The sequence below is a fragment of the Rhizobium sp. AN5 genome (assembly GCF_900215255.1).
In the GTDB taxonomy this organism is placed as follows: Bacteria; Pseudomonadota; Alphaproteobacteria; order Rhizobiales; family Rhizobiaceae; genus Agrobacterium; species Agrobacterium tumefaciens.
The window spans coordinates 1,556,720-1,569,746 of sequence record NZ_OCMJ01000004.1 but is presented as its reverse complement, the minus strand read 5'-3'; the positions used below and the strand labels follow the sequence as shown (position 1 = coordinate 1,569,746).

General features: G+C 59.2%; 11 protein-coding genes. 10 read left to right on the top strand and 1 reads right to left on the bottom strand.

The features are described from left to right. The first annotated feature begins 4 nt into the window (after positions 1-4). On the top strand, positions 5-943 hold the full coding sequence (locus CRP02_RS20255; RefSeq protein ID WP_097102907.1) for an AEC family transporter: 939 nt from the start codon (positions 5-7) through the stop codon (positions 941-943). On the opposite strand, the gene CRP02_RS20250 is transcribed toward CRP02_RS20255, so the two are convergent. Then, entirely contained in the window at positions 927-2,135 is a 1,209-nt protein-coding gene (locus CRP02_RS20250; protein ID WP_097172124.1) for a UbiH/UbiF family hydroxylase, read from the bottom strand. The two genes, CRP02_RS20255 and CRP02_RS20250, sit on opposite strands and share 17 nt — an antisense overlap. 209 nt (positions 2,136-2,344) lie before the next feature. Between CRP02_RS20250 and pcsA the strand changes: the two genes are divergently transcribed. The 9 genes from pcsA (at position 2,345) to CRP02_RS20205 (ending at position 13,020) form a co-directional block, all read left to right on the top strand. Next, positions 2,345-3,070 carry a phosphatidylcholine synthase gene (pcsA, locus tag CRP02_RS20245; RefSeq protein ID WP_097103357.1) on the top strand — a complete coding sequence of 242 codons (726 nt, stop codon included), beginning with the start codon at positions 2,345-2,347 and terminating at the stop codon, positions 3,068-3,070. A gap of 212 nt (positions 3,071-3,282) precedes the next feature. Then, entirely contained in the window at positions 3,283-4,839 is a 1,557-nt protein-coding gene (locus CRP02_RS20240) for an ABC transporter ATP-binding protein (protein ID WP_179784164.1), read from the top strand. Beyond that, positions 4,829-5,920, top strand: a complete 1,092-nt coding sequence (locus tag CRP02_RS20235) for an ABC transporter permease (protein WP_097172123.1) — start codon at positions 4,829-4,831, stop codon at positions 5,918-5,920. Before CRP02_RS20240 ends, CRP02_RS20235 begins: the two co-directional genes overlap by 11 nt. After that, positions 5,920-6,840 carry an ABC transporter permease gene (locus CRP02_RS20230; RefSeq protein WP_019566110.1) on the top strand — a complete coding sequence of 307 codons (921 nt, stop codon included), beginning with the start codon at positions 5,920-5,922 and terminating at the stop codon, positions 6,838-6,840. Before CRP02_RS20235 ends, CRP02_RS20230 begins: the two co-directional genes overlap by 1 nt. 37 nt (positions 6,841-6,877) lie before the next feature. Further along, positions 6,878-7,951: a BMP family ABC transporter substrate-binding protein gene (locus CRP02_RS20225; RefSeq protein ID WP_097102901.1), complete on the top strand. Its 1,074-nt coding sequence runs from the start codon at positions 6,878-6,880 to the stop codon at positions 7,949-7,951. A gap of 232 nt (positions 7,952-8,183) precedes the next feature. Beyond that, positions 8,184-8,921, top strand: coding sequence for a FadR/GntR family transcriptional regulator (locus CRP02_RS20220; protein WP_097172122.1), 738 nt, complete (start codon positions 8,184-8,186; stop codon positions 8,919-8,921). A gap of 206 nt (positions 8,922-9,127) precedes the next feature. Beyond that, complete coding sequence (glmU, locus tag CRP02_RS20215; protein ID WP_097172121.1) at positions 9,128-10,489, top strand: bifunctional UDP-N-acetylglucosamine diphosphorylase/glucosamine-1-phosphate N-acetyltransferase GlmU; 1,362 nt, start codon at positions 9,128-9,130, stop codon at positions 10,487-10,489. Positions 10,490-10,693: 204 nt separating this feature from the next. Next, complete coding sequence (gene glmS, locus CRP02_RS20210) at positions 10,694-12,520, top strand: glutamine--fructose-6-phosphate transaminase (isomerizing) (RefSeq protein WP_097172120.1); 1,827 nt, start codon at positions 10,694-10,696, stop codon at positions 12,518-12,520. Further along, positions 12,517-13,020: a GNAT family N-acetyltransferase gene (locus CRP02_RS20205; RefSeq protein WP_097172119.1), complete on the top strand. Its 504-nt coding sequence runs from the start codon at positions 12,517-12,519 to the stop codon at positions 13,018-13,020. Before glmS ends, CRP02_RS20205 begins: the two co-directional genes overlap by 4 nt. The last annotated feature ends 7 nt before the right edge of the window (positions 13,021-13,027 follow it).

Sequence of the window (13,027 nt, the reverse complement as noted above, 5' to 3'; positions counted from 1 at the left end):
GACTGTGGCCGATATCGTCGGATTGCTTTTGCCGTTTTTCGGCCTGATCTTCATCGGCTACGGCGCGGCGCGCATAACGAAACAGCCGGTCGAGGCGATGGGCTGGCTGAACACCTTCATCATCTACGCGGCGCTTCCCGCGCTGTTTTTTAAGCTGGTGTCGAAAACGCCGGTAGAAGAACTGACGCGCATGGATTTCGTTGCCGCCAGTCTTGCCTGCACCTATGGCATTTTCCTGCTGGTGTTCCTGATCGGCCGGTTCGTGAGAAAGAACAATCTCGCCGAAACGACGATCCAGAGTTTCGCGGCGAGCTACGGCAATATTGGCTATATGGGGCCGGGGCTTGCGCTTCTGGCGCTCGGTGAAAAAGCGGCAGTGCCCGTCGCGCTGATCGTCTGTCTCGAAAACGCGGCCCATTTCATCGTCGCACCGGCGATGATGGCGGTTGCGGGCGGTGACAAGCGCTCTGCGGCAAGGCTTGCGCTGGATGTGGCGCGCAAGGTCATTACTCACCCGTTCATCGTGTCGGTAATCGCCGGTTTTCTGGCCGCTTCGCTGTCATGGCAGCCGCCGGAGGCGGTGCAGCGGCTGGTGGATTATCTGGCGCAATCGGCAGCACCCTGCGCGCTGTTTGCCATGGGTGTCACGCTGGCGCTGCGGCCAATGAAGCGGGTGCCGGTCGAAATCAGCTATATCGTCCCGGCAAAGCTTATCCTGCATCCGCTTGCCGCTTATCTTGTGCTCTCGTCGCTCGGGCGGTTCGAGCCGGTATGGATCTATTCCGCGGTGCTGCTTGCGGCCTTGCCGACCGCGACGAATGTCTTCGTCATCGGCCAGCAATATCACGTCTGGCAGGAGAGGGCGTCGGCGACGATCCTGATCTCGACGGTGCTTTCGGTCTTCACGCTGACGGGCGTGGTTTATTTCATCCAGCCTTTTTGAAGCTGCCGAACAGCAGCGAGGGCAGGGCCTTCAGTCCGCGCCCCGGCTCGATGCCTTCGCGCATGACCATGCTTCTGAGCGTGCCGATGCCGGATAGCACATGCAGGCCCGCCGCACGCGCCATCTGCACCGGCAGTAGATCGGAAAGCAGCGACCGGTTGAGGAGATCGACGCTGAGGGTGCGGGTGTAGACATCCGCCCGCCGCTTGCGGTCGAAGCTGCTGCCGGCATCCGCCGCAATCGGGCGGTCGGAGACGGCGCCGAGCAGTTCGGTGAGGGCGATGATGTCGCGCAGGCTGAGGTTCAGACCCTGTGCGCCGATGGGCGGGAAACCATGCGCAGCCTCGCCGATCAGGGCGACGCGGCCCTTGCCGAAGCGGTGCGCGGTCATGGAAGACAGTGGCCATGCCTGCACGCTGTCTTCCACCGTAACGGCGCCGAGCATGGATTGCATGCGCTCCTCAACCCTGAGGCTGAGCGCGTCAAGCGGCAGCGCCGTCAGCTCTTCCGCTTGCGCCGGCGTGACAACCCAGACGAGGCTGGAGCGGTCGCCGGGCAGGGGAACCTGCGTGAAAGGTCCCGTGGGCGTATGGAATTCTGTCGAGACATTGCCGTGCGGCCGGCTATGGCTGAAGTTCAAAACGATGGCCGTCTGCGGATAGGACCAGGATTTGACGCCGATTGCGGCTGCATCCCGCACCATCGACTTCCTGCCATCCGCGCCGATCAGAAAATCGGCGGAAAGCGCTTCACCGTCGCCAAGCATTACCGATACACGGTCGTTGCCGATATCGATTGTCTCGGCGGTAGTGTCGAAGCGGGTAATATTGTGTTCCTGTTCGACCGCTTCGCTAAGCACGCCAAGCAGCGCCTCATTAGGAATATTCCAGCCGAATGCATCCAGCCCGATTTCAGAGGAGCGGAACTGCACGGTGGGCGCGCGCAGCAGGCGGTCGGTGCCGTCAATGATCTGCATGGTGGAAAGACGGGCTGCGGCAGGGGCTATGCGCGACCACAGGCCAAGGCGGTCCATGAAGCGGATCGACTGGTCCATCAGCGCCGTCGTGCGCCGGTCCTTCTTTTCGCTGGAGGGCGCAACAAGCGCCACGTGGCGGCCCGCCCGCGCAAGCGCTATGGCCGCAATCTGGCCCGCAAGTCCCGCACCGGTGATGGCGATATCGAAGTGTCTCATGGTCCTGATCCCTTGTTATTTCCAAGGCATCATAAAGGCTTTGCGTGGGTAAATCCACTTTGACCCCGGAACATCCCGGCGTAAACATTCGTTGGTTGTACCGCTATATTAGTCCTAGGATAAGCCAGATCAGCCGGTTGCAAAGCGTGGTGAATGGCCGCATACCGGAATGAACAGGGCGGATGAAAAGCGGGGCGCAGACGCTGACCATGAAAATTTTCAACTACAAGCGTGTTCCCTACGCGGAAATCCGCGCCTTTTCCGTTCATATTTTGACGGCATCCGGGTCGTTTCTGGCTTTCCTCGGTGTCGTCGCCGCTTCCGAACACCGCTTTGTCGACATGTTCTGGTGGCTGGGGCTTGCGCTGCTGGTGGATGGCATTGACGGGCCCATCGCCCGCAAGGTTCGGGTGAAGGAAGTTCTGCCCAACTGGTCCGGCGATACGCTCGACAATATCATCGACTATGTCACCTATGTGCTCTTGCCCGCCTTTGCGCTTTACCAGAGCGGCATGATCGGCGAGCCACTATCCTTCGTTGCGGCTGGCATGATCGTGGTGTCCAGCGCCATCTATTATGCCGACATGGGCATGAAGACGGACGAATATTTCTTCTCCGGCTTTCCGGTGGTGTGGAACATGGTGGTGTTCACGCTGTTCGTCATGGATGCCAGCGCCACAACAGCCATGACCGTCGTTACCGTTTCGGTGTTCCTGACATTCCTGCCGATCAATTTCCTGCATCCGGTGCGCGTGAAGCGATTGCGGCCGCTTAATCTGGCAATCGTGTTCGTCTGGTGTGCGCTTGGCGGTTATGCGTTGCTGATGCATTTCGAAACGCCATACTGGGCGGTGATCGGCTTTGTGGCGAGCGGGCTTTATCTCTATTGCATCGGCGGAATATTGCAGTTTTTCCCCGCGCTCGGCGCGAAATAAGAAAAGCGTAAAGCCGTTTATTGCTTGTGCAAATTGCATTTAAGCAACGTCTTTTTCAGTTGTGCGCAGCAGCAAAACAGTTATCAATAAATCATGATCGCGCAGCATTGCATACGTGTTGCGGCCTGATTGGGAACAATGACCACGGTTGCTGAAATGCTTCGAAGAAAGCATGGGCAGCCGGTGTAGAGAGGGAATTCGTGACTGGAACTATGGCGCCGGAGGCCGTGCCTCTCCTGTCCGTTCGCAAGCTGACCAAGCTGTTCGGCAATTTTGCCGCATGCAACGGCATCGACCTCGATATAGCGCCGGGCGAAATCCACGCGCTTCTGGGTGAAAACGGCGCGGGCAAGTCCACGCTCGTCAAGATGCTGTTCGGCGTGCTCTCGCCGAGCGAGGGTGATATCGTCTGGCAGGGTCAGCCGGTTTCCATAGGTTCGCCAAGCGAGGCCCGCAGGCTCGGCATCGGCATGGTCTTCCAGCATTTCTCCCTGTTTGAGGCGTTGACGGTTGCTGAAAACATCGCCCTGTCGCTGGACCCGAAAATTTCATTGAAGGAAATTGCCAAGGAAGCGGAACAGCTTTCGCGCGCCTATGGCCTGCCGCTCGATCCCAATGCGCATGTGGCCGATCTTTCGGTTGGCGAGCGCCAACGTATCGAGATCGTGCGCGCCCTGTTGCAGAACCCGCGCCTTATCATTCTCGACGAGCCGACCTCGGTTTTGACACCGCAGGAGGCGGACAAGCTGTTCGAGACGCTGGCGAAGCTGAAGGCCGAAGGCCGTTCGGTACTTTATATCAGCCACCGGCTGGAAGAGGTGCAGCGTATCTGCGACCGCGCCACCGTTCTGCGCCATGGCAAGGTTACGGGCGCCTGCGATCCGCGCAAGGAAACACCGGCATCTCTGGCGCGCATGATGGTGGGCAGCGATGTCGCAAGCGTTTCGCGACCGACGGGCGATGCCCTCGGTCAACCGCAGATCGAAGTCATGGGGCTTTCCGTTGCGCCGCGCACGCCGTTTGCCGTGGCGTTGAAAGCGGTTTCCATGACTGTGCGCGCCGGCGAAGTGCTGGCGATTGCCGGGGTTGCCGGAAACGGGCAGGGCGAGTTGTTCGATGCGCTTTCGGGCGAATATCCGGTCTATAATAATGATGCGATCCATCTGCGTGGCAAGCCGGTCGGTCGCATCGGCATCAATGGCCGGCGGCTGATGGGCGCCGGTTTCGTACCCGAGGAGCGCCATGGCCATGCCGCCGTTCCCGGCATGAGCCTTTCCGACAATCTTCTACTGGCGCGGGCGCGCTCCGACCGCAAGGCGTTTCTGACGGGCGGTTTTCTGCGCATCGTCAGGGGTTCAGCTATCAAGGCGGCGGCTCGGCGCATATCGGAAACCATGGATGTGCGCAAAAGCGGGGCCGATCCGCTGGCCGGATCGCTGTCGGGCGGCAACCTGCAAAAATTCATCGTCGGGCGCGAACTCGATCGTCAACCGGCCGTGCTTGTTGTCAACCAGCCGACATGGGGTGTGGATGCGGGGGCTGCGAGCCGTATCCGGCAGGCGCTTGTCGATCTCGCCAAGGTTGGCTCTGCCGTCATCGTCATCAGCCAGGACCTCGATGAAATCTTCGAGGTCGCTACCAATATCGCGGTCATTTCCGATGGGCAGCTTTCGCAGACCTATCCGGTGGAAGACATGACGCTTGAAAAGATCGGCCTGCTGATGGGCGGCGTCCACACACAGTCAGGAGCCGCCCAGCATGCGCATTGAGCTTGAAAAACGGGCAGGGATCTCGAAGCTATTTACCCTTCTCTCGCCGCTTCTGGCACTTGTGCTGACGCTGCTCGTCGGCGCCATCATGTTCGCCATACTCGGCAAAAATCCGCTCGATGCGCTTTACGCCTTTTTCATCGAGCCTCTGCTGGAGGTATGGTCGCTGCATGAGCTGGCGATCAAGGCCGCACCGCTGATCCTTATCGCGGTTGGCCTGTCTATCTGTTATCGCTCCAACAACTGGAACATCGGCGCGGAAGGACAATTCACCATCGGCGCGATCACCGGTTCCATCCTGCCGGTGCTTTATCCGGACTGGCATTCACCACTCATCCTGCCGTTGATGCTGGTGATGGGCGCCATCGGCGGCGCACTCTATGCCGGTATTCCGGCGCTGTTGAAGACGAAGTTCAACACCAACGAAATTCTCGTCAGCCTGATGCTGGTCTATGTCGCGCAGCTTTTTCTCGACTGGCTGACGCGCGGCATGTGGCGCGATCCGGGCGGCTATAACTTCCCGCAGACGAAGCCCTTCAACGAGAGCGCAGTGCTGCCGGAAATGCTGACATCGGGCCGGGCGCATTGGGGTTTCGTGTTTGCCATCGTGGCGGCCATCGCGCTGTGGTTCATGATGCGTTACATGCTGAAAGGCTTCGAGGTCACGGTTCTCGGCCAATCGGCGCGGGCAGGGCGTTTTGCCGGTTTCTCATCGAGCCGCATGGTCTGGTTTTCGATGCTGCTTTCCGGCGCGCTTGCCGGGCTTGCGGGCATTTCGGAAGCATCCGGCTCCATCGGCCATCTTCAGCCCAGCATTTCTCCGGGTTACGGCTTCACCGCCATCATCGTCGCCTTTCTCGGTCGCCTCAATCCGCTCGGTATCATCCTCTCCGGGCTGGTGCTTGCACTGACCTATCTGGGTGGTGAGGCGGCGCAGCTCTCCATCGGTGTGTCGGACAAGGTGACGCGCGTGTTTCAGGGGTTGATGCTGTTCTTCGTACTCTCCTGCGACACGTTGATCTTCTACCGCATCAGGGTCGTCTTGACCGGCAAGGCGCATAACAGCCAAGGAGCGGCATGATGGATATGCTTCAGGCCATCCTTCTCACGGTCATCACCGCCGCCACACCGCTCGTCCTTGCCGCCTCCGGCGAGCTGGTGGCGGAGCGCTCCGGCGTCCTCAATCTCGGCGTCGAGGGCATGATGATCATGGGTGCGGTTTGCGCTTTCGCTGCCGCGCATATGACCGGTTCGCCCTATCTCGGCATTCTGGCCGGTATCGCGTCGGGCGCGGTTTTCTCGCTGCTCTTCGGTTTCCTGACGCTGACGCTCGTTACCAACCAGGTGGCGACCGGCCTTGCGCTGACCATTCTCGGTCTTGGCGTTTCCGGCATGCTGGGCGAAAGTTTCGTTGGCCTGCCGGGCGTCAAGCTGCAGCCCATCGTCTTTCCGGTGCTGTCGGAGATACCCTTCATCGGCCCCTTGCTGTTCCGGCAAGACCTGATCTTCTACATGTCCATCGCGCTCGTTGCCGGCATAAGCTGGTTTCTGTTCAAGAGCCGCACGGGTCTCAAGATCCGCGCCATCGGCGACAACCATGGTTCTGCCCATGCGCTTGGCATCAACGTCATCCGCACACGCTATCTGGCTGTCATGTTCGGCGGTGCGTGCGCGGGGCTAGCCGGCGCGCAGCTTTCGCTGGTCTATACGCCGCAATGGGTGGAAAACATGTCGGCCGGGCGTGGCTGGATCGCATTGGCGCTCGTCGTCTTCGCGTCCTGGCGTCCATGGCGGGTGCTCGCAGGCGGTTATCTGTTCGGCGCTGTCACCATCGGGCAGTTGCACGCCCAGGCATTCGGCATCGGCGTGCCGTCGCAACTGCTTTCGGCACTGCCCTATATCGCAACTATTGTCGTGCTGGTCATCATCTCGCATAATCGCCGCACGACCTTGATCAACACGCCGGCATCACTGGGCAAATCCTTCGTGCCGGACCGGTGAGAAAAACTTCCAGTCTCCAAACCAAACAGGGGTAAAAATGAAAAAACTGGTCATCGCACTTACTGCTTCCATAGCGGCTCTTGGAGGCGTTGTTTCTTCGGCTGAGGCCGCCGACGCAAAGAAGGTCTGCTTCATCTATGTCGGCAGCCGCACCGATGGCGGCTGGACACAGGCGCATGAAATCGGTCGCGAAGAGCTGCAGAAGCATTTCGGCGACAAGATCGAAACGCCGTTCCTCGAAAGCGTTCCGGAAGGCCCGGATGCCGAACGCGCCATCGAGCGTATGGCACGTTCCGGCTGTGAGCTGGTCTTCACCACTTCGTTCGGCTTCATGGATGCGACCGTTAAGGTTGCCCAGAAGTTCCCCAAGGTGAAGTTCGAGCATGCCACCGGCTTCAAGAACGCTGAAAACGTCGCGACCTACAATTCGCGTTTCTATGAAGGCCGCTACATTCAGGGCCAGATCGCCGCAAAGATGTCGAAGAAGGGTGTTGCCGGTTACATCGCTTCCTTCCCGATCCCGGAAGTGGTGATGGGCATCGACGCTTTCGTTCTTGGCGCGCAGTCCGTCAATCCTGAGTTCAAGGTCAAGGTCGTCTGGGCCAACACCTGGTTCGACCCCGGCAAGGAAGCCGATGCCGCCAAGGCTCTTATCGACCAGGGCGTCGATATCCTGACGCAGCACACAGACACGACGGCTCCGATGCAGGTTGCAGCCGAGCGCGGCATCAAGGCCTTCGGTCAGGCTTCCGATATGATCAAGGCCGGTCCGGAGACACAGCTGACCGCGATCAAGGATACCTGGGGCGCTTACTACATCAAGCGCACGCAGGCCCTGCTTGACGGCACGTGGAAGTCCGAATCCATCTGGGACGGCCTGAAGGACGGCATCCTGACCATGGCGCCTTACACCAACATGCCTGATGACGTGAAGAAGATGGCTGAGGAAACCGAAGCCAAGATCAAGTCGGGCGAGTTGCATCCCTTTACCGGTCCGGTGAAGAAGCAGGATGGTTCGGAATGGCTGAAGGCAGGTGAGAAGGCTGAAGACGGCGTTCTGCTCGGCCTCAACTTCTACGTTGCCGGCGTGGACGACAAGCTGCCGCAATAATGTGACACGCAGGTACTAGCTGCTAACGGGACCGCGCATGCAATTCATGCGCGGTCTTTGTTATTTTGATGTGTTTTATTGTTCGAACGAAGTTTGGCTTTGCTTTTCACGCGCGTTGATGTTTTTCACTGTATTCTGCGTTGAAAATCGGGCTGCTTTCCTGGAATACACAAGTCAGGCGCGATTTTTACATCTTCAACCGAACGGAAGGACATGGAATTTGCAGCGCGGAATGCTCGATGCGGCGATCGGTTTTCGAAAGTTGCGGACAAATCATGCTCAGGTCGTTCACAAGCTCGGTCTCGATATCGTGTCCGGATTTTTCAAGACGGGTGACATCCTGCCGGGCGATGCCGAGCTGATGGAGCGGCTGAAAGTCTCTCGAACGGTGCTTCGCGAGGCGATGAAGACGCTCACCGCCAAGGGCATGATCTCCCCCAAGGCGCGCATCGGTACCCGTGTGACGGAGCGCGAAAGCTGGAACATGTTCGACAGCGAGGTGCTGCTCTGGCACTTCGAGGCTGGTGTCAGCGAGGAATTCCTGCTGCATCTCTACGATATCCGCCTGGCGTTCGAACCCTATGGCGCGGGTCTTGCTGCCATCAAGGCAAAAGACGCCGATATCGCAAGGCTTGTCGCTTACGCCAACGAGATGGGCAACACGGCTTATTCCAAGGAAAAGCGCGCGCTTGCGGATATGAATTTCCACGTCCTCATCACCGAAATGTCCGGCAACCCGTTCATGCGCACCGTCGGTTCGCTGATAAAGGCGGCGCTGGCGGGCATTTTCCGGATGAGCAACCCGGAAGCCGATCCCAACGAGATTTCCGACGTGTCTGCCTCTCACCTGCGACTCGTCGAAGCGTTTCGCCTGCGCGATGAGGCGGCAGCCCGGCGCGAGATGGAAAGGCTGATTGAAAACGGTCGTCAGCAGATACTCGAATTCACGGCCCGTAACTCCCACCCATAGATCATGTCAGCCTGCCGCTGATCACGTTTGATGAAAATCGGCGTGGAAATTTGGTGGAGATTTGCATGGTTTCTTAAGTGGGGCGCCGTTATAGCAGTGCCGGAAAGAAATCACCCATACGCCCGTCCGCAATGCTGGCCGGCGTAAAGTCAAACATTGCCCCTGTCCGGGCCGCCTGTGGCCGGTGACGGGGTGTTGGAGGTCTTATGGAGCGCAGCTCTCTAGCCGTTATTCTCGCAGCGGGCGACAGCACGCGCATGAAGTCTTCGAAGTCCAAGGTGCTTCATCCGGTCGCTGGACGCCCGATGATCGGACATGTGGTGGAGGCTGTTGCTGGAGCGGGCGTCGGCGCGGTAGCGCTGGTGGTCGGGCGCGATGCCGACAATGTCGCTGCTGCGGCAAGTCTCAAGGGCCTGCAGGTCGAGGCTTTCCTGCAAAAGGAACGCAAGGGCACCGGCCATGCGGTTCTTGCCGCACGCGAGGCGATCGAACGCGGTTTTGACGATGTCATCGTCGCTTATGGCGATGTGCCGCTCATTACCTCAGCCACGCTCGACAGGGCGCGCGAGGCGATTGCCGCCGGTGCCGATGTCGCCGTTATCGGGTTCCATACTGACCGTCCCACGGGTTACGGGCGGCTTCTGGTCGAGAATGGCGAGCTGGTCGCGATCCGCGAGGAAAAGGACGCCACCGACGAGGAGCGCAAGGTCACATGGTGCAACAGCGGATTGATGGCCATCAACGGCCGCAATGCGCTGGATCTGCTCGGCCGGATCGGCAACAGCAATGTTAAGGGCGAATATTATCTGACTGACATCGTCGAGATCGCCCGTTCTCTCGGCCGCCGCGCCATTGCCATCGATGCGCCGGAAAAGGAATTGACCGGCTGCAACAACCGCGCCGAACTCGCCTTCATCGAGAGGCTCTGGCAGGAGCGCCGCCGTCACGAATTGATGATCGACGGCGTTTCGATGATCGCGCCTGAAACAGTATTCCTTTCCTTCGATACGAAGATCGGCCAGGATGTCCTGATCGAACCCAACGTCGTTTTCGGTCCCGGCGTGACGATCGAGCCGGGTGCGATCATTCATGCATTTTCGCATCTGGAAGGGGCCTATCTGGCCGAGGGTGCGGTTGTCGGTCCCTTTGCGCGGTTGCGTCCGGGTGCAAACCTGCATGCCAATGCCAAGGTCGGCAATTTCTGTGAGGTCAAGAAGGCCGAGATCGGCGAGGGCGCAAAGGTCAACCATTTGACCTATATCGGCGATGCTTTCGTGGGTGCAGGCAGCAATATCGGCGCGGGTGCCATCACCTGCAATTATGACGGTTACAACAAGTCCGAAACGCGGATCGGAGCCAACAGCTTCATCGGCTCGAATTCGTCGCTGGTTGCTCCCGTCACCATTGGAGAGCGGGCCTATATTGCCTCCGGCAGCGTGATTACCGATGACGTGCCTGCCGATGCGCTGGCTTTCGGGCGCGCGCGCCAGGAGGTGAAGCCGGGCAGGGCGGTCGCCTTGCGCGAGCGGGCGAAAGCGCTGAAGGAAGCGAAGAAAAAATCCTCTTGAGAGACGTTACCGAGCGATACTGAAAGTGACCGGCGGCATAATTGCCGATTTCAGAGAAACGGTTAAAGCATTTCCAGTAAAGGTGCGCAGCGGTTTTACGTCAGGAAATGCGTCAGAACAAAAAGGTGGAGTATTTTCGCATTTCAGGGAAAGGCGGAAATACTCTGGAAGTTTCGGTGAAGAGATCGCCGTCTGGAGAAATATATGTGCGGAATTGTCGGAATTGTCGGAACCGAGCCCGTTGCTGAACGGCTTGTCGATGCGCTGAAGCGCCTCGAATATCGCGGTTACGATTCGGCGGGTGTCGCCACCATCGACAATGGCGCGATGGACCGTCGCCGGGCGGAAGGCAAGCTGTTCAATCTGGAAAAGCTGGTCTCTGAAAAGCCGTTGCCGGGTGTCGTCGGCATCGCGCATACGCGCTGGGCGACGCACGGCGTGCCGAACGAAACCAACGCCCACCCGCATTTCGTCGAAGGCGTTGCCGTCGTTCATAACGGCATCATCGAAAACTTCTCCGAATTGCGCGAGGAACTGAGCGCAGAGGGTGCAACCTTCACCACCCAGACCGACACCGAAGTGGTGGCGCAGCTTCTGGCAAAATACACCCGCGAAGGGCTTGGCCATCGCGAGGCAATGCTGAAGATGCTGAACCATGTGACGGGTGCCTATGCGCTGGTGGTGATGTTTCAGGACGATCCCGATACGCTGCTTTCGGCGCGTTCCGGCCCGCCGCTTGCCGTCGGTTACGGCAGGGGCGAGATGTTTCTGGGGTCCGACGCGATCGCGCTTTCGCCTTTCACCAATGAGATCACCTATCTGGTGGATGGCGACTGCGCCATCGTGACCCGTGAAGGTGCGGAAATCATCGATTTCTCCGGCAAGCCGGTGAAACGCGAGCGCCAGATTTCGCAGGCGACGGCTTTCGTGGTCGATAAGGGCAACCACCGCCATTTCATGGAAAAGGAAATCTACGAGCAGCCGGAAGTCATTTCCCATGCGCTCAGTCACTATGTGGATTTCGCCTCCAAAACCGTGAAGGATGCAGATAAGGCGATCGATTTCGCCAGGCTTTCCGGCCTTGCCATTTCCGCCTGCGGCACGGCCTATCTTTCCGGCCTGATCGGCAAATACTGGTTCGAGCGTTATGCGCGCCTGCCGGTGGAAATCGATGTCGCATCGGAATTCCGTTACCGCGAAATGCCACTTCAGCCGTCTCAGGCGGCGCTCTTCATCTCGCAATCGGGCGAGACCGCCGATACGCTCGCATCGCTGCGCTACTGCAAGCAGGAGGGGCTGAAGATCGGCGCCATCGTCAATGTGCGGGAATCGACCATCGCGCGCGAATCGAACGCCATTTTCCCGATCCTTGCAGGCCCGGAGATCGGGGTTGCCTCCACCAAGGCCTTCACCTGTCAGCTTGCGGTTCTCGCGTCTCTGGCAATCGCCGCTGGGAAGGCGCGCGGTACGCTTAAGCCGGGCGAGGAGAAGGAACTGGTGCAGCAGTTGATCGAGATGCCCCGCATCATGAGCAAGGTGCTGAACCTCATCCAGCCACAGATCGAGGCGCTGTCGCGCGATCTGTCGCGCTTCAAGGATGTGCTTTATCTCGGCCGCGGCACCAGCTTCCCGCTGGCGCTGGAAGGCGCACTGAAGCTCAAGGAAATTTCCTATATCCACGCCGAAGGTTATGCAGCCGGCGAGCTGAAGCATGGGCCAATCGCACTGATAGACGAGAACATGCCTGTTATCGTCATCGCGCCGCATGACCGCTTCTTTGAAAAGACCGTTTCGAACATGCAGGAAGTGGCCGCGCGCGGCGGCCGCATCATCTTCATCACCGACGAGAAGGGCGCAGCTGCCTCCAAGCTCGACACCATGGCGACGATCACGCTGCCCAATGTCGACGAGCTGATCGCGCCGATGGTCTTCTCGCTGCCGATACAGCTGCTGGCCTATCACACCGCCGTCTTCATGGGCACGGATGTGGACCAGCCACGCAATCTGGCGAAATCGGTGACGGTGGAATGATCATCCGGCCGGAGCGGCAGGGCGATGAAGAGGCGATTGCTCGCGTTACGGAAGATGCCTTCCGTAACGTCGATTACAGCGACAAAACGGAACATCTGATCATCGAACGGCTTCGCAAGGCCGGTGCGCTGACTGTTTCTCTGGTTGCCGAGGACAGCGAAGGCATCATCGGCCATATCGGTTTTTCACCGGTAACACTGTCGGGCGGCGAGACCGGCTGGTTCTGTCTTGCGCCCTTATCGGTGGCGCCGGATCGGCAAAGGCAGGGTGTCGGTTCAGGGCTGGTTCGGGAAGGGCTTGCTGCGCTGGACCGTCTGAGTGCTTCTGGTGCAGTTGTCGCTGGCGATCCGGACTATTACGGCCGCTTCGGTTTTCGCCATGTTGAGGGCCTGAGCGCCAACGGAATTCCTGACGAATATTTCACAGTTCTTCGCTTGCATGGTGGAACTCCATCCGGCATTGTCGGTTTTCATCCGGGTTTCGATAGCGACAACGCTTAATTCCGAA